General features: G+C 33.2%; 18 protein-coding genes and 1 other RNA gene. 14 read left to right on the top strand and 5 right to left on the bottom strand.

The features are described from left to right. Window positions 1-146 precede the first annotated feature (146 nt). The 4 genes from ACQ0RB_RS08285 (at window position 147) to rny (ending at window position 2544) form a co-directional block, all read left to right on the top strand. Window positions 147-437: a hypothetical protein gene (locus ACQ0RB_RS08285; RefSeq protein WP_129760755.1), complete on the top strand. Its 291-nt coding sequence runs from the start codon at window positions 147-149 to the stop codon at window positions 435-437. A 17-nt stretch (window positions 438-454) separates the two neighbouring features. Continuing rightward, the gene (locus ACQ0RB_RS08290; protein ID WP_129760756.1) at window positions 455-748 is read left to right on the top strand and encodes a cell division protein ZapA; all 294 of its coding nucleotides are present in this window, start codon (window positions 455-457) and stop codon (window positions 746-748) included. A 56-nt stretch (window positions 749-804) separates the two neighbouring features. Further along, a non-coding RNA gene (gene ssrS / locus ACQ0RB_RS08295) (6S RNA) lies at window positions 805-912 on the top strand. Window positions 913-966: 54 nt separating this feature from the next. After that, window positions 967-2544, top strand: coding sequence for a ribonuclease Y (gene rny / locus ACQ0RB_RS08300; RefSeq protein ID WP_129760757.1), 1578 nt, complete (start codon window positions 967-969; stop codon window positions 2542-2544). Window positions 2545-2594: 50 nt separating this feature from the next. Here the strand turns inward: rny and ACQ0RB_RS08305 are convergent, their stop codons facing one another. Further along, window positions 2595-3755 carry a sensor histidine kinase gene (locus tag ACQ0RB_RS08305; RefSeq protein ID WP_430497751.1) on the bottom strand — a complete coding sequence of 387 codons (1161 nt, stop codon included), beginning with the start codon at window positions 3753-3755 and terminating at the stop codon, window positions 2595-2597. A gap of 97 nt (window positions 3756-3852) precedes the next feature. Continuing rightward, a complete protein-coding gene (gene xerD / locus ACQ0RB_RS08310) occupies window positions 3853-4764 on the bottom strand; it encodes a site-specific tyrosine recombinase XerD (RefSeq protein WP_134200015.1) in 912 nt (303 codons plus the stop codon). Between the two features lie 221 nt (window positions 4765-4985). Here xerD and ACQ0RB_RS08315 point away from each other — a divergent pair, with 221 nt between their 5' ends. The 5 genes from ACQ0RB_RS08315 to ACQ0RB_RS08335 all read left to right on the top strand — a co-directional run bounded on the left by ACQ0RB_RS08315 (window position 4986) and on the right by ACQ0RB_RS08335 (window position 7853). Then, window positions 4986-5528 (top strand): hypothetical protein, encoded by a 543-nt coding sequence (locus ACQ0RB_RS08315; RefSeq protein WP_430497754.1) that lies wholly within the window; start codon window positions 4986-4988, stop codon window positions 5526-5528. A gap of 156 nt (window positions 5529-5684) precedes the next feature. Further along, window positions 5685-6230 (top strand): hypothetical protein, encoded by a 546-nt coding sequence (locus ACQ0RB_RS08320; protein ID WP_134200013.1) that lies wholly within the window; start codon window positions 5685-5687, stop codon window positions 6228-6230. A gap of 78 nt (window positions 6231-6308) precedes the next feature. Further along, entirely contained in the window at window positions 6309-6728 is a 420-nt protein-coding gene (gene aroQ / locus ACQ0RB_RS08325; protein WP_134200010.1) for a type II 3-dehydroquinate dehydratase, read from the top strand. Window positions 6729-6835: 107 nt separating this feature from the next. Then, window positions 6836-7345, top strand: coding sequence for a hypothetical protein (locus ACQ0RB_RS08330; protein WP_430497756.1), 510 nt, complete (start codon window positions 6836-6838; stop codon window positions 7343-7345). 76 nt (window positions 7346-7421) lie between these two features. Further along, window positions 7422-7853, top strand: coding sequence for a hypothetical protein (locus ACQ0RB_RS08335; protein WP_430497758.1), 432 nt, complete (start codon window positions 7422-7424; stop codon window positions 7851-7853). 53 nt (window positions 7854-7906) lie between these two features. On the opposite strand, the gene lpdA is transcribed toward ACQ0RB_RS08335, so the two are convergent. After that, window positions 7907-9283, bottom strand: coding sequence for a dihydrolipoyl dehydrogenase (lpdA, locus tag ACQ0RB_RS08340; RefSeq protein WP_430497760.1), 1377 nt, complete (start codon window positions 9281-9283; stop codon window positions 7907-7909). Window positions 9284-9399: 116 nt separating this feature from the next. Here lpdA and ACQ0RB_RS08345 point away from each other — a divergent pair, with 116 nt between their 5' ends. Then, window positions 9400-10704: an NAD(P)/FAD-dependent oxidoreductase gene (locus ACQ0RB_RS08345; RefSeq protein ID WP_129760766.1), complete on the top strand. Its 1305-nt coding sequence runs from the start codon at window positions 9400-9402 to the stop codon at window positions 10702-10704. On the opposite strand, the gene ACQ0RB_RS08350 is transcribed toward ACQ0RB_RS08345, so the two are convergent. Then, window positions 10701-11231 (bottom strand): DUF1572 family protein, encoded by a 531-nt coding sequence (locus ACQ0RB_RS08350; RefSeq protein ID WP_430497762.1) that lies wholly within the window; start codon window positions 11229-11231, stop codon window positions 10701-10703. The two genes, ACQ0RB_RS08345 and ACQ0RB_RS08350, sit on opposite strands and share 4 nt — an antisense overlap. Before the next feature lie 36 nt (window positions 11232-11267). Continuing rightward, a complete protein-coding gene (gene msrB, locus ACQ0RB_RS08355; RefSeq protein ID WP_430497764.1) occupies window positions 11268-11756 on the bottom strand; it encodes a peptide-methionine (R)-S-oxide reductase MsrB in 489 nt (162 codons plus the stop codon). Between the two features lie 124 nt (window positions 11757-11880). On the opposite strand from msrB, the gene glgB reads away from it, so the two are divergent. The 4 genes from glgB to ACQ0RB_RS08375 all read left to right on the top strand — a co-directional run bounded on the left by glgB (window position 11881) and on the right by ACQ0RB_RS08375 (window position 18626). Then, entirely contained in the window at window positions 11881-13794 is a 1914-nt protein-coding gene (glgB, locus tag ACQ0RB_RS08360) for a 1,4-alpha-glucan branching protein GlgB (RefSeq protein ID WP_430497766.1), read from the top strand. Window positions 13795-13889: 95 nt separating this feature from the next. Continuing rightward, window positions 13890-16295: a glycoside hydrolase family 31 protein gene (locus ACQ0RB_RS08365; protein ID WP_430497768.1), complete on the top strand. Its 2406-nt coding sequence runs from the start codon at window positions 13890-13892 to the stop codon at window positions 16293-16295. A 105-nt stretch (window positions 16296-16400) separates the two neighbouring features. Next, complete coding sequence (locus tag ACQ0RB_RS08370; RefSeq protein WP_129760773.1) at window positions 16401-17216, top strand: M48 family metallopeptidase; 816 nt, start codon at window positions 16401-16403, stop codon at window positions 17214-17216. A 75-nt stretch (window positions 17217-17291) separates the two neighbouring features. Beyond that, complete coding sequence (locus tag ACQ0RB_RS08375; RefSeq protein WP_430497771.1) at window positions 17292-18626, top strand: MFS transporter; 1335 nt, start codon at window positions 17292-17294, stop codon at window positions 18624-18626. Window positions 18627-18663 lie beyond the last annotated feature (37 nt).

Consider the following 18663-nt stretch of genomic DNA (forward strand, 5'->3'; position numbering starts at 1 on the left):
TGTAATCTTCAAAAGCATAAAGAGTTATTCATAAAATATTGATTGCTTATCATACTATTAATTAAATATTTTAAAATTTATTGTAAAACAATTGTAATTTTTGATTTGGTATGTTAACTTTGTTTCAACAGTATTGAAATTTGTAAATGAGTAAAATTGAAGATATTGTAGATTCTTTAGAGAATAAAATTAGCAAGGTTTTGCACAAACTAGAGGTTTTAAGGCAAACCAATGCTAAACTTTCAGAAGAATTAGCAATACAACAACAAAAAAATATTCAACAACAAGAAGAAATAAGTTCTTGGGTTGAAAAGTATGAAGCTCTAAAAATGGCAAATTCATTACTTGGCAGTGGCGAAGATAATAGAGAAACTAAGCTCAAAATAAATACATTAATCAGGGATATTGACCATTGTATAGCGCAATTATCTGAATAATGTTAGTAAAATAAATCATGGCAGAACAGCTTAAAATAAAGCTTTCAATAGCAAATAGAGTATATCCTTTAACGATTGCTCCAAGCCAAGAAGAAGGTTTGAGAAGAGCTGCAAAGAAAATTGAAGACATGATTTCTCAGTTTGAGCAGAATTATTCTGTCAGAGATAAGCAAGATGTATTAGCCATGTGTGCGTTACAGTTTGCGTCTCAGGTAGAGCAAAAACAAATAGATAAGGCAAATGTGAGTGAAGAAGTTCAAAACAAGTTATCAGCACTTGATGAACTATTGCACAAACATTTATCAGCCTAACGTTCTTTTAAATAAAACATAAGGTTACTGCCTACATTAGTTATTTTTTTTGATAAACTCAACGTTAATTCTTTAAAAAGGGTGAGTTTAAGTTGTAAAAGCAAGCCATCTTTGAATGGATCCTTGATCAGCTTGTTAGCCCTAAACTTGTTTTTAAGGAGTTTATACAAAATGCTCAACTGATGTAGGCTTTTTTTATATATAAACACTAACTAAACATGGAAACGAACACAATTTTATTAATTGTTGGAGGAATAGTATTAGGAGTAATACTGGGATATATAGTTGCAAAATCATTAGAAAAAAGCAACGCATCAAAGCTTATAAAGAATGCTAAAAGTGAAGCGGATTCAATTATAAAGCAAGCAAACTCCGAAGGAGAATCGATTAAAAAAGATAAAATACTTCAGGCAAAAGAAAAGTTTATCGAGCTAAAGTCTGAACACGAAAAGGTGATTTTATCTAGAGATAAAAAAATGGCTGAAGCCGAAAAAAGAACTAGAGATAAAGAGTCTCAAGTATCTAACGAGCTTTCAAAAAGTAAAAAAGCCAATCAAGAACTAGACGCGAAAATCAAAGATTATGATTTTCGTTTAGACTTTTTAGAGAAGAAAAAAGTAGAACTCGAAAAAGCGCATAAAAGCCAAATTCAGCAATTAGAAGTTATCTCAGGACTTTCTGCTGAAGATGCTAAAGCACAATTGGTAGAGTCACTTAAAGGTGAAGCTAAAACTGATGCAATGGCATTTATTCAAGATAGAATAGAAGAAGCTAAACTTACCGCTCAACAAGAAGCAAAGAAAATTATTATTAACACCATTCAGCGTATAGGTACTGAAGAAGCTATTGATAACTGTGTATCGGTTTTCAATATCGAATCTGATGACGTTAAAGGACGCATTATTGGTCGTGAAGGTCGAAACATTAGAGCTATTGAAGCTGCAACAGGAGTAGAGATTATTGTTGATGATACACCTGAAGCAATCATTTTATCGTGCTTTGACTCTGTGCGACGAGAAGTAGCGCGTTTATCGTTACACAAATTGGTAACTGATGGTAGAATTCATCCTGCACGTATTGAAGAGGTTGTTAAAAAGACGCAAAAACAAATAGAGCAGGAGATTATTGAAGTAGGTAAGCGTACTGTAATTGACTTAGGAATTCATGGATTACATCCTGAACTTATAAAGCTTGTAGGACGTATGAAGTACCGTTCGTCTTACGGACAAAACTTATTACAACACTCTCGTGAAGTTGCTAAGTTATGTGGTGTAATGGCTGCAGAATTAGGCTTGAACCCAAAATTAGCTAAACGTGCTGGTTTATTACACGATATAGGAAAAGTACCAGATAGTGAAGCTGATATCGAAACGCCTCACGCTATCTTAGGAATGCAATGGGCTGAAAAATATGGTGAAAAACCAGAAGTATGTAACGCTATTGGAGCGCACCACGACGAAATAGAAATGACTACTTTATTATCGCCAATTATTCAGGTGTGTGATGCTATTTCAGGAGCAAGACCAGGAGCAAGACGACAAGTGCTAGATTCTTATATTCAAAGATTAAAAGACCTTGAAGACGTTGCTTTTGGATTTACAGGAGTAAACAAGGCTTATGCAATACAAGCAGGTAGAGAGCTTCGTGTAATTGTTGAAAGTGAAAAAGTATCTGATGATCAAGCAGCAAACTTATCGTTTGAGATTTCACAAAAAATCCAAACAGATATGACGTATCCTGGTCAGGTAAAAGTTACTGTAATTAGAGAAACAAGAGCAGTTAATATTGCTAAATAGAATATATAAACTATTACAACATAAAAAAAGCACCTAAAATGGTGCTTTTTTTATGTATTTAATGTGACTTTAAAGCAAGTACCTTGGTTAGGAGTGCTATCAACTTCAATAGTCCCTCCAAGAGCTTCTACTTGGGTTTTTGTGATATATAAACCTATGCCTTTGGAGTCTTCTCTTTGTGTGCCATGAAATGTTTGGTAAAGCTGAAAAATCTTGTCTTCATGTTTGTTTAAATCTATACCAATACCATTATCCTTAACAGTAAGTTGAATAGTGTTAATAGTTACATCGCAATTTAATGTTATTAAGGGTTGACGTGTTTTACTACTGTATTTAATACTGTTTGAAATTAAATTGTGTATAACGCTATTTAAGTAACTTACGTTGGTATTTATATAAATTGTTTCAGGGATAATATTTTCTATTAAAACATTATGTTTTTTAATATCAAGTACTAAGCTTTCCACAACTTTTTTTGCAACCTCTCTCAAGTTTACTCTTTGATTAAGTGCTTTGGTATCTGACTTTGATTTAATACTAATGATAGAATTTAAATCAGTAATGGTTTCAGTTAAAGATTTTGAAATAGTTTTTAAATGATTAACCATGTCTTCCTTTTCGCTTTCAGAACTAGCTTGGTCATAAAACTCTAAAATACTCTCAAAGTTACCAACGTGTGTGCGTAGGTTATGAGATACAATATGAGTAAAGTTGTGCAATCTATCGTTTTGATTAGTTATAAGGTCAAGATTTATTTTTAATGCCTCTTCAACTTCTTTACGTTTGGTAATATTGGAGTGCGTACCAATAATTCTTGTAGGTTTACCATCGTTATCTTTACTAACAACTTTACCTCTATCTAAAATCCACGTATAACTTCCGTCTTTACAGCGTATTCTATGTTCGTTTATATAGATGTCAAGTTCGCCTCTTAAGTGTGCATTAAAGTCTCTGTAATAGGCTTCTCTATCTTCAGGATGAACTCTTTTGTCCCATTCGTCTGATGTGTTTCCAATTTCATAATCTTCATAGCCTATCATTTGTTTAGACTCTTCAGAATAAAAGACTTCGTTAGTTTTTGCATTCCAATCCCAAACACCAATATTTGAGTTTTCTAAAGCAAAACGCCATTTATAACTATCGGTAATTAATTCTTCGAGGTATTTATCATTATTTAAGCATTCTATGTAGAGTAGCTTGCTGTTTTCCATAGGTTTTGATTGATGTAAGGGCTTTTGTGTTAAGACACATAATCTAAAAAAGGGTCACAAAGATAGGGCTGATTTTTAGAAAAAAATTAAAAGAAGGTTATTTTCTTGGATGAAACTGAGTAAGTACGTCTTTTAAGTGAGTTCTATCAACATGCATATAAATTTCGGTAGTGGTAATACTTTCATGACCTAACATAAGTTGTATAGCTCTTAAATCGGCACCATTTTCTAATAAATGAGTAGCAAACGAATGTCTAAATGTATGTGGAGAAATAGTTTTTTGAAGACCAGTTTTCTTTGCTAGCTGTTTAATAATTGTAAATATCATAGCACGAGTAAGCTGTTTCCCTCTATTGTTTAAAAATAAAGTGTCTTTAAACTCTTTTTGAACATTAATAGTTGTACGCACTTCGTTTTTATAGATGTTAATGTACTTTTGAGTGTTTTTTCCAATAGGCACAAACCGTTGCTTATTACCTTTACCTGTTACTTTTATAAATCCTTCATCAAAATAAAGGTCAGACAGCTTTAGGTTGGTAAGTTCGCTTACACGCAATCCGCAACTGTAAAGTGTTTCTAGTATAGTTCTATCACGTTCACCAATTCGTATTCCATTATACTCTTTGGTAATATCAATAGCAGCTATAAGCGAGTCAATGTCTTCAATACTTAAAGTGTCTGGTAGTTTTCGGCCTATTTTAGGCGACTCTATATGGTCTAAAGGATTTGTGGTTCTGTAATCTTCAAATACCAAATAGCTAAAAAAACTACGCAAACCAGATATTAAACGCGATTGTGACCTAGCATTAAGAGATTTTGATAATTCGTAAATGAATGGTTGTATAGTATCATAATCAATTACGTCAGGTGATTGATTAATGTTATTTTCTTCTAAATAGATGATAAGTTTTTGAACATCATACTCATAATTAGTAATTGAGTTATCAGACAATCCTCTTTCAATTTTGAGATAATGTTTATAATCGTTGAGTGCATTTAGCCATTTCATTGGGTAAAAATAGTACTTTTTTACTGTAAATTAGTCAAAATCAGTACGTCATATGTCGTATATTTCTTAAAAATTGTTAATAACGTGTTTTTTAAATTGCTGTTAGTTAGGGTTTTAAAATTTTTTGTTTATAAAATTGTTAATAACTAGCGATAAAAATGTGAAAAATTCAAAAAAAAGTGTTTAGTTTGCTAATAATCAATTTAAAAACTTTAAATATTATGAAAAAATTAATGTTATTAGCTGCTATGGTAGCTTTTGGATTTACTGCTAAAGCGCAAGGTTCTGATGATGGTGGAAATGCACTATCAGAAGGAAGTTGGGTTATTGAAGCAAACACTGGTTTTGGTGCTGGTCAATGGGGACATTCAGCTAACACTGGAATTGGATTATATTCAATTGATGGAATAACTGTTTGGTCTATTGGAGGTGAAGCAGGTTATTTTGTAATGGACGATTTAGCTGTAAAAGTTGGATTAGGTTACAATGATTTTGATGGTGCTTCTTCTTTTAGTTATAAATTAGGAGCTAAATATTACATTGATAGCCAATTTCCTGTGCAAGTAGATTTAACAGGTGCTTCAGGAGATGATGTTTTTGGAGACGAAAGCCCATTATGGTTAGGTATACAAGGTGGCTATGCTTGGTTTGTTGCAGATAATATTTCTATTGAACCTGGTTTAAGATATAACCTTTCAATGAATGAAGACTTCACTGATGAAGGTATGGTTGAATTCAGAATAGGATTTGCATTACATTTCTAAATTAAAGAAATTAGTATTTATGAAGCCGAAACATTCGTTTCGGCTTTTTTTATGTTCTGATACTTAAAAGGTTAAGAAAATTCTTGTTAAAATGTTGTGTAGATAAAAAACTTCTACATACTTTCGCAAACTCAATTAAAAAAAACTTAATCAATTATGAAAAAATTATTTTTATTTGCTGCTGCTGCAGTATTAGGATTATCTAATGTAAACGCTCAAGATTCTGATAACGGATCAACTGCTTTATCTAAAGGAAGTATCCTTGTTGAAGCTAACACTGGTTTTGGTGCTGACATGTATGGACACAGTGCTAATACAGGTTTTGGTTTATTATCTGTAGATGGAACTACAATATGGTCAATAGGTGCTGAAGGTGGTTATTTTGTTATGGATGATTTAGCTGTAAAAGTTGGTTTAGGATACAACGATTACGATGGAGCTTCTTCTTTCAGCTATAAGTTAGGTGCTAAGTACTATATCGCTAGCCAATTCCCAGTACAAGTTGATTTAACTGGTGCTTCTGGTGATGATGTTTATGGTGATGAGTCTCCATTATGGGTTGGATTACAAGGTGGATATGCTTGGTTTGTAGCTGATAACATCAGCATTGAGCCAGGTTTAAGATACAATCTTTCAATGAACGAAGATTTCACTGATGAAGGAATCTTTGAATTCAGAATTGGATTTGCTTTACATTTCTAATTAAAAGAAATAATAGTTATAAAAAGCCGAAGCAGTTGCTTCGGCTTTTTTTATACCTTTTTTTAATATCTTTACTATATGAAGAAACTAATTATTATTAATGGACCTAATTTAAATTTGCTAGGTAAACGTGAAACCAATATATATGGTAGCTTAACCTTTAATGAGTTTTTTGATACAATACAAGAAAAGTATAAAAACGTAAACATAGAATACTTTCAGTCAAATATTGAAGGCGAAATTATTAATAGACTTCATGAAGCTGGTTATGGTGCTTATGATGGTATTGTATTAAATGCTGCTGCTTATACACATACTTCTGTTGGTATAGGTGATGCTGTAAAAGCCATTGAAACTCCTGTTGTAGAAGTTCATATTTCCAACACATTTGATAGGGAAGAGTTTAGACATGTATCCTATGTGTCTCCTAATGCAAAAGGTGTAATAGTTGGTTTTGGTTTGCAAAGCTATGAGCTTGGTATTCAAAGTTTTTTATAAAGTTATGATTAGTTAATTAACTTTTTTTAAGCTATAATTTAAGGTTCTTTTGTGAAATACTTATTCTATGTTGTTGTAAATTAGTGTAAAATACTATACTCAACCATATGAAACGATTAATTTCTAGCCTGTTATTAGTTGGTCTTTTTCAAACTATTAACGCTCAAGAAACGAGCACTCAACCAGTAGATTCTTTTACACAAAGTGACGAAGTCTTGAATTCAGATTTAGGGATTAATTACTTTTATGGTAGTTATTTTTCAGAATACGACATACTTGGAGATAATTGGACCTTGAGAACAGAACTGCATAAAACCATTACACCGCATTTTAATTATTTAGAATATCCTTTTCTTTTAAAATATGGAGTTACAAATAAATTTAGTGTAATGGCTGGTCCAAAAGTTAATATTCTCACAGATAATACAGGAGTTCCACGAGAATACTCCATGTCCATGACTACTGGAGTTCAATATGATGTTAATGATAATTTGAATATTTATGCGCGATTTAATTTGTTAATGACTGATCAGTTTGAGAATGAAGGTTTTAATACACAACATTATCAAGGTAAATCACGTTCTTCATTTAATTTAGGCTCTAGATTTAAGTTCTAGATACATAATTTAACCAATTACATAACTAACCATGAGATTTAATCTATTACTATTTTTTTGTATTTCAACGTTTACAATGCATTCACAAAATGAAGTGAATTTTGGAGTTAAAGGAGGTTTAAACCTTACGTTTTTTAATGTAGAAGAAGCTAATTTTGGAGCGAACACTGAAACTGAAACAGGGTTTTATTTAGGTGCTTTTACTGAGTTTGAAATTAACGAAACCTTTTCTTTGCAACCTGAAGTGTTATACATTGGGCTTAGTGATTTTAAGTTTATAAATGCTCCTATTTATGCTAAATATGAAGTGGCTAACAATTTTAGCTTACTTGCAGGACCTAGTCTTAATTACTTTTTTGATTTTTTCTCCAGTAAATTTAAAGTAAGAGCAGATATAAGTGCGTCTTATAACATCACACCTTCATTAGATGCTCACATGAAATACACCATAGGATTTGAAGAAATAGCTCCTAATGGATTGTTCATAGGAATGGGACTTGTATTATAAAAAAAAGCAACCCAAATTAAGGATTGCTTTTTATATCTATTAGTTTGTTTTGTTTAGATATGAATACACTCATCATAAGCATCTGCAACAGCTTCCATAATTGCTTCACTCATTGTTGGGTGAGGATGTACTGCTTTTAATACTTCATGACCTGTAGTTTCTAGTTTTCTACCTAAAACAACTTCAGCAACCATATCAGTTACGCCAGCACCAATCATGTGGCATCCTAACCACTCACCATATTTGGCATCAAAAATAACTTTTACAAAGCCTTCTTTATTTCCACCAGCACTTGCCTTACCAGAAGCTGAGAACGGGAATTTTCCAACTTTAATATCGATACCTTGATCTTTAGCTTGTTTTTCGGTTAAACCAACGCTAGCAATTTCTGGAGTACAATATGTACAACCAGGAATGTTTCCGTAGTCTAAAGCTTCAACATGCATTCCTGCAATTTTTTCAACACAAAGAATTCCTTCAGCAGAGGCTACGTGAGCTAATGCTTGACCAGGAGTAACGTCTCCAATAGCGTAATAACCAGGTATATTGGTTTGGTAGAAATCATTTACTAAAATTTTATCTCTATCAACAACAATACCTACGTCTTCTAATCCTATGTTTTCAATATTGGTTTTAATTCCTACTGCAGATAATACTACATCAGCTTCAAGAACTTCTTCTCCTTTAGATGTTTTTACAGTAGCCTTAACACCTTTTCCTGAAGTGTCAACTTTAGTTACTTCGGCTGAAGTCATGATTTTAATACCACTTTTCTTAAAGCTACGTTCTAGTTGTTTAGATACGTCTTGATCTTCAACAGGAACAATATTAGGTAAGTACTCAACTATAGTTACTTCAGTTCCCATAGAGTTGTAAAAGTAAGCAAACTCAACACCTATAGCTCCAGAACCTACAACAATCATCTTTTTAGGTTGCTCTTTTAAGCTCATTGCTTCGCGGTAACCTATTACTTTTTTACCATCTTGTGGTAAGCTAGGTAACTCTCTAGAACGTGCTCCAGTTGCTATTACAATATGGTCAGCACTGTAGTCTTTACCGTCAACTTCAACTTTCTTTCCAGGTTTTACTTTTCCATACCCTTCAATAACGTCAATTTTGTTCTTTTTCATTAAAAACTGAACACCTTTGCTCATACCATCTGCTACACCACGACTACGTTTTACAACAGCATCAAAATCTTTATCAGCATCTTTAACTGATAATCCGTAATCTTCAGCATGTTTTAAGTATTCAAATACTTGTGCAGATTTTAACAATGCTTTTGTTGGAATACAACCCCAATTTAAGCACACACCACCTAGACTTTCTTTTTCAACAATTGCAGTTTTAAAACCTAATTGAGAAGCTCTAATAGCAGTTACGTAGCCTCCAGGACCACTTCCAAGAACAATAATATCGTATTTACTCATGAGAATTTGTTTTGTCTTATTTTGAAGCTACGAATTTACAAAACCTAAATTGAAATATGAATTTAGCTAACAAAAAATTATATGTTTTGCTACCTTTGTATTGAAAGTTAAGCTTTATGAATATACCTAGAGTGAGTTATCCTCGCATTGTTATTATTGGTGGTGGATTTGCAGGCATTTCTCTTGCCAGAAGATTATCAAAAAAAGAAGCACAAGTTGTTTTATTGGATAAACACAATTATCACACGTTTCAGCCTTTACTATATCAAGTCTCTACAGGTGGATTAGAACCTGATTCTATTGCATATCCATTGCGAAAAATATTGAAGAATTTTCCTAATATTTTCTTTAGAATGGCAAATGTGAAGGAGATTGATGCCGAAAATAAAATAGTTAAGTCTGATATTGGAGATTTAAAGTTCGATTATCTAGTTATTGCAACAGGTTCTGAAACCAATTATTTTGGTAACCAATCGATTGAAAAGCATAGTATGGCTATGAAAAGCATACCGCAATCGCTTAACCTTAGAAGCTTAATTTTAGAAAATTTTGAAGATGCGTTACTCACATCAGACCTTGATGAGCGTAATGCTTTAATGAATTTTGTAATTGTAGGAGCAGGACCAACAGGAGTGGAGTTAGCTGGTGCTTTAGCCGAAATAAAGAAAGGCATTTTACCTAAAGATTATCCTGATTTAGATACGCGTTTAGCACAAATAAATCTTGTGCAGTCTGGTGACAGAGTGTTGAAAGAAATGAGTGAAAAGGCTTCTAAAAAAGCTGAAGATTTTCTTGAAGAACTAGGTGTTAACATCTGGAAGGATTTAAGAGTTACAGGATATGATGGCAAAACGGTAACCACAAATACCGATGTTACTTTTGAAACTGCAACTGTTGTTTGGGCTGCAGGTGTTAAAGGTGCTACTATAAAAGGATTAGACGCTCAAGATTACATTACAAGAGGTAATAGAATAGTGGTAAACGAATTTAACCAAGTAAAAGGGTTTGATAGCATTTTTGCTGTAGGTGATATTGCTTGTATGCAAACCGAAGATTTTCCGCAAGGTTATCCTATGATGGCTCAACCTGCTATTCAACAAGGAAAACAACTTGGAGATAACTTGGTGAGATTAATAGATTGTAAACCCATGAAACCGTTTAAGTATAACGATAAAGGATCAATGGCAACAGTAGGCCGTAATAAAGCGGTTGTAGATTTAGAGTCGTTTAAATTTCAAGGTGTGTTTGCATGGTTTGTTTGGATGTTTGTTCACTTATTCTTTTTAATAGGATTTAGAAACAGAGCAATTGTTTTTATAAACTGGGTGTATAATTACATTCGTTTTGATAGGGAAGCACGACTAATTATTAGGCCTTATAAAAAACATCACATTGTAAAATCTGAAGTGAAAAAAAGTTAATTTCTGTTTTTGTTGAATTTTTCTTTGTTAAATGCTTCAGATTGCCCTTTGGGAATAGATAATGATTTCCAATGATTCTCTTTTAGCAATTTTCCTATGTAAGCAATTTGACCGATGTGATAAGGGTAATGTCCTAATTGCCTAAAGATAGCCTCAGCTACAGTATGCTTTTCATTTCTAATGTAAACTATACGTTCTAAATCAGAATCTTTAAGTGGTTGTATAGCGTCAAACAAACAGTCCCAACCCATTTCCCATGCTTGCAATACATCGTTTTTAGTTGTGTAAGTTGCCACAAATTCTTGTTCGCGATGCCTCCAATCTTTTTCACCATCTTCTGTTAAAAAATTGGTCCACCTACTCAACATATTTCCTACCATGTGTTTAACAATTATAGAAATACTATTTGAAGTATCATTGGGTTGCCAATTCATATCGTCAAAAGATAGTTGGTCAAATGTTTTGTCAGCAGCAGTTTTGTAGTATTCAAACTGTTTGATTACGCCAGAAATTATTGTGTTTTCCATAAGTGTAAAGATAACACTTATGTCAATGACTAGGTGCTAATTTTTTTCAGCTTTAGCGTCAAAGTTTAAACTCGCTGAGTTTACACAAAAACGCTTTCCTGTTTCAGTAGGTCCATCGTTAAAAATGTGTCCTAAATGTCCTCCACAATTGGCGCATAGTATTTCGGTGCGAACCATTCCTAAAGAGCGATCTTCTTTGTATTTTATAGTACCTTCAATGGCATTGTCAAAACTAGGCCAACCACAATCTGACATAAACTTATCTCCGCTTTCAAATAATTGAGCATCACAAGCTGCACAAGCATAAGTTCCTTTCTCAAAGTGTAAATTGTACTTGCCTGTGTGAGGTCTTTCAGTGCCTTTTTCTCTTAAAACATAAAATTGTTCATCAGTTAAAACGCGTCTCCATTCTTCATCAGTTTTGTTCACTTTGTAAACGTCCTTTTTTGTGGTTTTTGTTTTTTGCGCTACAGTATTGCAGCTAAACAACATTCCTACAACAAATAATAAAAAGAGCTTTTTCATAATTCTAAATTTTCAATTTTTTATGGTCTTGGTCGAGACCATTAGCTTAAAATTACATTTATTTAAAAGAAATAATACTTTTACAGTGTATTTAATTATGTACATTTAGTGTTTAATTCTCAATATGGAAAAGGTAATAGCCCATAGTTTGTTTACAGAATTTGATATTGGTCTTTTCAAAGCAGGAAAGCATTACAGACTTTATGAAAAGTTTGGCTCTCACATTACTACTTTAAATGGAGTAAAAGGGACGTATTTTGCTGTTTGGGCTCCAAGCGCTAAGGCTGTTTCGGTTATAGGTGATTTTAACTTTTGGGAAGATGAACAACACCAACTTAATGTACGTTGGGATTCTAGCGGAATATGGGAAGGCTTTATACCCAATGTTGGGAAAGGCAGTGTGTATAAGTATAAAATACATAGTAATAATGCTGATATAATAACTGAAAAAGCTGACCCTTACGCAAGACGATGCGAACATCCTCCAAAAACAGCTTCAATAGTTTGGGATGATGAAAATTATACTTGGGATGATGCCAAATGGATGAAAAAGCGTAAAGCTAATAATGCTTTGGATGCTCCATTTTCAGTATACGAGGTGCATTTAGGATCTTGGAAACGAAAGCTAGAACACAATCGGTTTTTGTCTTATCGAGAATTAGCTGACGAGTTGGTAAGCTATGTAAAGGACATGAACTTTACACATGTAGAGTTAATGCCAGTAATGGAATATCCTTATGACCCAAGTTGGGGATATCAAATTACAGGATATTTTGCACCAACATCGCGTTTTGGGTATCCTGAAGAGTTTAAACTTCTGGTAGATAAACTTCATCAAAATGATATAGGAATTATTCTAGATTGGGTACCATCACATTTCCCAGAAGATGCTCACGGACTCGGTTTTTTTGAAGGCTCACATTTGTACGAACATCCTGATAAGCGAAAAGGCTATCATCCTGATTGGAAAAGCCTAATTTTTAACTATGGTCGTAATGAAGTAAAATCGTTTCTAATTAGTAACGCTATTTTTTGGTTAGATCATTATCATGCAGATGGTTTAAGGGTTGATGCTGTAGCATCTATGTTGTTTTTAGACTATTCAAGAGAAGAAGGAGAGTGGGAACCCAATAAGTTTGGAGGTAGAGAAAACCTTGAGGCTATTGATTTTATGAAAGAAATGAATGAAGCCGTTTATAGTTTGTTTCCTGATGTACAAACCATTGCAGAAGAATCTACAGCATATCCAATGGTATCAAAACCAACTTTTTTAGGAGGTTTAGGATTTGGTATGAAATGGATGATGGGTTGGATGCACGATACACTTCAATATTTTGCAAAAGAACCTATTTATAGAAAGCATCATCAAAATGATTTAACGTTTTCAATGACCTATGCATTTTCAGAGAATTTTATGCTGCCTTTATCACATGACGAAGTTGTGTATGGTAAACGTTCTTTACTAGGTAGAATGCCAGGAGACGAATGGCAACGCTTTGCAAATTTACGATTGCTGTATAGTTACATGTTTACACATCCTGGAGCAAACTTGCTGTTTCAAGGAGCCGAATTTGGGCAAAGCGAAGAATGGAATTTTCAACAAAGTTTAGATTGGCATTTATTACAATATGATGTTCATAAAGGTATTCAAACGCTTATAAAAGACTTGAATGCACTGTACAAAGGTGAACCTGCTTTACACCAAAAGCAATTTTCAAACGACGGTTTTGAATGGATAGATTATAACGATTCTGAAAACTCGGTACTTGTCTATATAAGAAAAGGTAAGCTAGTAAAAGATAACATTATTGTGGTGTGTAATATGACGCCAATTCCTAGGGAAAATTACAGGATAGGATTACCCAAACAAGGGACACTTAAAGAAATCTTCAATAGTGATTTAAAGTCATACAATGGTACAGGTGAATATCAAAACAAAACGCTTAAGTCAGAGAAAAAAGATTGGCAGTATAGAAAGCATTCTGTAAAGATTACTATTCCGCCTTTAGGTATGGTGGCGTTTAAATATTCAAAATAAATTTTCGAAAACGTTATAGTTAATAATTCTTATAAACTAATGTTTTATATGTGGTAACTTATACGTTTTTTTGTTATGTATATTAACCTTGACTTATGATTGTAAATACTGAATTAGAATATAAAGGAAACTTATTTCCTTCAAAAATTGTTTCGTATAGCAAAGATGTTGATACCTTGTATTTTAAAACCGATAATGATGTTGTTTTAGAATTAACAGTGGTTAGAGATAGTGTGTTGAGATTTAGGTTTACAACAACAGGCAATTTTGAAAACGATTTTTCCTATGCTATAACTAAATATGCAAGTAGAGGATATAATAAACTTGAGATTGAAGAGGAGAAGGAAGTTTATAAAGTCACAACTTCAAAACTAATTTGTGAAATTTCAAAACTAGACCTTAGAGTGTCATTGTTTGATGCTATTGATGGAAGTTTGATAAACGAAGACGAATTAGGGTTTCATTGGGAAGAAAGCTATGAGTTTGGAGGCAATATTGTAAAAATGAGCAAAGCCTCTCATGATGGTGAAAGTTACTTTGGTCTTGGAGATAAACCTGCAAAGCTTAACCTTAAAGGAAAACGTTTTGAAAATTGGGTAACTGATTCTTACGCTTATGGTAAAAATACAGACCCAATCTATAAAACAATACCGTTTTATACAGCATTGCACAATAAAAAAGCCTACGGAATTTTCTTTGACAATACCTTTAGGTCATTTTTTGACTTTGCTAATGAAAGACGCAACGTCACTAGTTTTTGGGCTCAAGGAGGCGAAATGAACTACTATTTCATTTATGGTCCTCAAATGAGCGATGTTGTTGCTAATTATACAGATTTAACAGGAAAACCACATCAATTGCCACCACTTTGGGCCTTAGGTTTTCACCAATGTAAATGGAGTTATTATCCAGAAAGTAAGGTAAAAGAAATCACCCAAAAATTTAGAGAGTTAAGAATACCATGTGACGCTATCTATTTAGATATTGATTATATGGATGGTTTTAGATGTTTTACTTGGAATAAAGACTATTTTCCTGATCCTAAAAAAATGGTTAAAGAACTATCAGACGATGGTTTTAAAACTGTTGTTATCATTGATCCAGGAATTAAAATAGATATGGAATACAGTGTGTTTAAAGAAGCTTTAGATAAAGATTACTTCTGTAAACGTGCTGATGGACCATACATGAAAGGTAAAGTATGGCCTGGGGAATGTTATTTCCCTGATTTTACAAATCCTGAAGTTAGAGAATGGTGGTCAGGTTTATTCAAAGAGCTTGTTGAAGACATTGGTGTAAAAGGAGTTTGGAACGATATGAACGAGCCTGCAGTTATGGAAGTTCCTAATAAAACTTTCCCTAACGATGTAAGACACGATTATGATGGTAACCCTTGTAGCCACAGAAAAGCGCATAACATTTATGGTATGCAAATGGCGAGAGCTACATATCAAGGATTAAAAAAGTACTCTTATCCAAAACGACCATTTGTAATTACAAGAGCAGCCTATTCAGGAACTCAAAGATATACATCAACTTGGACAGGTGATAACGTTGCAACATGGGAGCATTTATGGATAGCAAACATACAAGCACAACGTATGGCAATGTCTGGTTTTTCATTTGCTGGTAGCGATATAGGTGGATTTGCAGAACAGCCACAAGGTGAGCTTTTTACTCGTTGGATTCAGTTAGGAGTATTTCACCCATTTTGTAGAGTACATTCTTCTGGTGATCATGGCGATCAAGAACCATGGGCTTTTGATGAAGACGTAACAGATATTGTTAGAAAGTTTATTGAACTTCGCTACCAATTACTTCCATATTTATATACTACATTTTGGCAGTATGTTGAAGAAGGGATTCCAATGTTAAAATCATTAATGTTGTTTGATCAAGAAGACGTTCACACACATTACAGAAATGACGAGTTTATTTTTGGTGAAAAAATATTGGTTTGTCCAATTTTAGAACAAAATGCAAGAGGCAGACGCATGTTTGTACCTAGAGGAAAATGGTTCAATTTCTGGACAAATGAAATTGTTAATGGAGGAAAGGAAATGTGGGTTGATGCTGATATTGATAGTATGCCAATTTTTGTAAAAGAAGGAGCAATTATCCCAAAATACCCTGTTCAGCAGTATGTAGACGAAAAAGAAATAGACCAAGTAGTATTAGATGTATATTATAAAGAAGGTAAAGAAGATTCTCTGTTTTATGATGATGCGCATGATGGTTACGACTACATAAAAGGACGTTATAGTTTTAGAACGTTTAAGTTAACAGGAAAGCCAAATCAACTTATTATTCAGCAACATAAAGAAGGTAAGTTTACAGCAAACTATCAGCAGTTTTTAGTGAAATTCCATGGATTACCATTTAAGGTCTCTAGTATCCAAATTGATAATGTCGATATTCCTTTAGCTAATGTTAAGATGAATGGAGACAATAGTATGATAGTTGATAAAGATTTTACTCAACTTCACTTAGTGGGAGAATAAGAACTAAACTGTAAGTTAACTGTGACAATTTATGATGTTATGTGTCATAATTGTATGGAATGATTTTTGTAAATTTATAACTAATAACATTTAACACCATCAATAATGAACTATAGAAAAAGCATCGTTGCATTAGGTACAGTATTACTGTTTTTATCTTGTGCAACAAACCCTTTTACAGGGAAAAAAACAATGGCATTTGTATCTAACGACCAATTGTTTCCATCATCATTTTCGCAATACGATCAATTTTTAACTGAAAATAAAGTAGTTACAGGAACTGCTGATGCTGAAATGATTAAACGTGTTGGTCAACGTATTGCAGTTGCTGCTGAGCGTTGGTTAAATGCTAATGGCTATGAAGGATATTTAAAAGATTACCAATGGGAATATAATCTAGTTAATGACGAAACTGTAAACGCTTGGTGTATGCCTGGAGGAAAAATTGTATTCTACACAGGTATTTTACCAATAGCAGATGGAGAAACAGGAGTAGCTGCTATTATGGGACACGAGGTATCACACGCTTTAGCGAACCATGGACAACAACGTATGAGTGCTGCATATATACAACAAGGTCTTGCAGTAGCAGGTAATTTTGCTATAAAAGATGAGCAAACCAGAAATATATTTAACCAATCTTATGGAGTAGGTTCAAATGTACTAGGAATGTTGCCTTTTAGCAGAAGTCATGAAACGCAAGCTGATGAGATTGGACAAATGATTATGGCTATAGCAGGTTATAATCCTGATGAATGTGCTGAACTTTGGAAACGTATGCAAGCACAAAGTGGAGGACAAGCACCACCTGAGTTTTTAAGTACGCATCCTTCAAACGAAACAAGAATTGCTAATCTTACAAAGAATGCTGCAAAGGCAAAAGCTGAAGCAAAAAAGTTTGGTGTAACATCGTTTAAATGATAACACCAAATTCTAAAAATATTTGATTACTTTAGAAGCTGTCCTAAAAAGGGCAGCTTTTTATTTTAACTAACTATGGCAGAACTTCAAAAGGGAAGTAAAAAACTTCTTAATGCTTGGGCATTTTATGATTGGGCAAATTCAGTATATACTTTAACTATAGCATCTTCTATTTTTCCATTGTTTTATGGGAGTTTATTTGCAACAAAAACCGAACTGGTTTCGGCATTTGGATATGAATTTAAACAAACCGTTTTAATTGAAATTGTAACAGCCTTTACCTTTCTTGTGGTTGCGTTTTCATCACCTATACTTTCAGGTATTGCCGATTTTGTAGGAAACAAAAAAACGTTCATGAAGTTTTTCTGTTATGTTGGTGGCTTAGGTTGTATAGGCTTGTATTGGTTTAGTAAAGATTTAATTCACGTTAGTTTACTGTTCTATTTTATGGGACTTATAGGATATTGGGGAAGTTTGGTGTTTTATAATTCGTACTTACCAGACATTGCTTACGAGGACCAACAGGATAGTATAAGTGCCAAAGGGTTTAGTTTAGGTTATATAGGTAGTGTTTTATTGTTAATCCTTAACCTTTTTATGGTAATGTTTCCTGAATGGTTTGGATTTGATGTTGGCACAACCGAAGAATCTCGAAATGCAGCTTCAATAGAAGCTATGAGAATTTCATTTATAACAGTTGGGTTATGGTGGATTATATTTAGTCAGTACACATTTTATGTATTACCAAAAGGAACGTCTAAAGGTCATAAAGTTACTAAAAGTGTAATTTTTAACGGATTTACTGAGCTTAAATCGGTTTGGAAAGAGCTTAAGCAAAACCTAAGATTAAAACGTTATTTGTATGCGTTTTTTGTGTTTAGTATGGCTGTACAAACCATTATGTTAATGGCTGTATACTTTGGTGAAAAAGAAATTCTTTGGGCTGATGATAATGAAAAAAGAACAGGATTAATAGTGAGTATACTAGTAATTCAATTAGTAGCTGTATTTGGAGCTGTATTGACTTCGAGAGCGTCAAAACGTTTTGGAAACAAACACACGCTAATTGTAATTAATGCTATATGGATGCTTTTATGTGTTTGTGCTTACTTTGTAACATTGCCAATACACTTTTATGTTACAGCTGCATTTGTAGGTTTAGTAATGGGAGGAATACAAGCCTTGGCACGTTCTACGTATTCAAAATATCTACCAGAAACTGAAGATTCAACCTCTTATTTTAGTTTTTATGATGTAGCTGAAAAAATAGGAATCGTTATAGGTATGGCTATTTTTGCTATTGTTGACCACATAAGTACAATGCGAAATGCTATTGTATTTTTATTTCTGTTTTTCTTATTTGGAATAATTTTATTGTTCAGAGTGCCTAAATCTAATCCTGAAAATTAATTAAAAGTATTATGTTTGTAAAAATTCAACTCAAAAC

The organism is Gaetbulibacter sp. PBL-D1 (genome assembly GCF_050509525.1).
GTDB lineage: Bacteria > Bacteroidota > Bacteroidia > Flavobacteriales > Flavobacteriaceae > Gaetbulibacter_B > Gaetbulibacter_B jejuensis.

Excerpts from the sequence above, each read along its gene's own strand:
- ACQ0RB_RS08285 (WP_129760755.1), top strand. The coding sequence starts at position 147 with ATGAGTAAAATTGAAGATATTGTAGATTCTTTAGAGAATAAAATTAGC.
- ACQ0RB_RS08290 (WP_129760756.1), top strand. The coding sequence starts at position 455 with ATGGCAGAACAGCTTAAAATAAAGCTTTCAATAGCAAATAGAGTATAT.
- rny (WP_129760757.1), top strand. The coding sequence starts at position 967 with ATGGAAACGAACACAATTTTATTAATTGTTGGAGGAATAGTATTAGGA.
- ACQ0RB_RS08305 (WP_430497751.1), bottom strand. The coding sequence starts at position 3,755 with ATGGAAAACAGCAAGCTACTCTACATAGAATGCTTAAATAATGATAAA.
- xerD (WP_134200015.1), bottom strand. The coding sequence starts at position 4,764 with ATGAAATGGCTAAATGCACTCAACGATTATAAACATTATCTCAAAATT.
- ACQ0RB_RS08315 (WP_430497754.1), top strand. The coding sequence starts at position 4,986 with ATGAAAAAATTAATGTTATTAGCTGCTATGGTAGCTTTTGGATTTACT.
- ACQ0RB_RS08320 (WP_134200013.1), top strand. The coding sequence starts at position 5,685 with ATGAAAAAATTATTTTTATTTGCTGCTGCTGCAGTATTAGGATTATCT.
- aroQ (WP_134200010.1), top strand. The coding sequence starts at position 6,309 with ATGAAGAAACTAATTATTATTAATGGACCTAATTTAAATTTGCTAGGT.
- ACQ0RB_RS08330 (WP_430497756.1), top strand. The coding sequence starts at position 6,836 with ATGAAACGATTAATTTCTAGCCTGTTATTAGTTGGTCTTTTTCAAACT.
- ACQ0RB_RS08335 (WP_430497758.1), top strand. The coding sequence starts at position 7,422 with ATGCATTCACAAAATGAAGTGAATTTTGGAGTTAAAGGAGGTTTAAAC.
- lpdA (WP_430497760.1), bottom strand. The coding sequence starts at position 9,283 with ATGAGTAAATACGATATTATTGTTCTTGGAAGTGGTCCTGGAGGCTAC.
- ACQ0RB_RS08345 (WP_129760766.1), top strand. The coding sequence starts at position 9,400 with ATGAATATACCTAGAGTGAGTTATCCTCGCATTGTTATTATTGGTGGT.
- ACQ0RB_RS08350 (WP_430497762.1), bottom strand. The coding sequence starts at position 11,231 with ATGGAAAACACAATAATTTCTGGCGTAATCAAACAGTTTGAATACTAC.
- msrB (WP_430497764.1), bottom strand. The coding sequence starts at position 11,756 with ATGAAAAAGCTCTTTTTATTATTTGTTGTAGGAATGTTGTTTAGCTGC.
- glgB (WP_430497766.1), top strand. The coding sequence starts at position 11,881 with ATGGAAAAGGTAATAGCCCATAGTTTGTTTACAGAATTTGATATTGGT.
- ACQ0RB_RS08365 (WP_430497768.1), top strand. The coding sequence starts at position 13,890 with ATGATTGTAAATACTGAATTAGAATATAAAGGAAACTTATTTCCTTCA.
- ACQ0RB_RS08370 (WP_129760773.1), top strand. The coding sequence starts at position 16,401 with ATGAACTATAGAAAAAGCATCGTTGCATTAGGTACAGTATTACTGTTT.
- ACQ0RB_RS08375 (WP_430497771.1), top strand. The coding sequence starts at position 17,292 with ATGGCAGAACTTCAAAAGGGAAGTAAAAAACTTCTTAATGCTTGGGCA.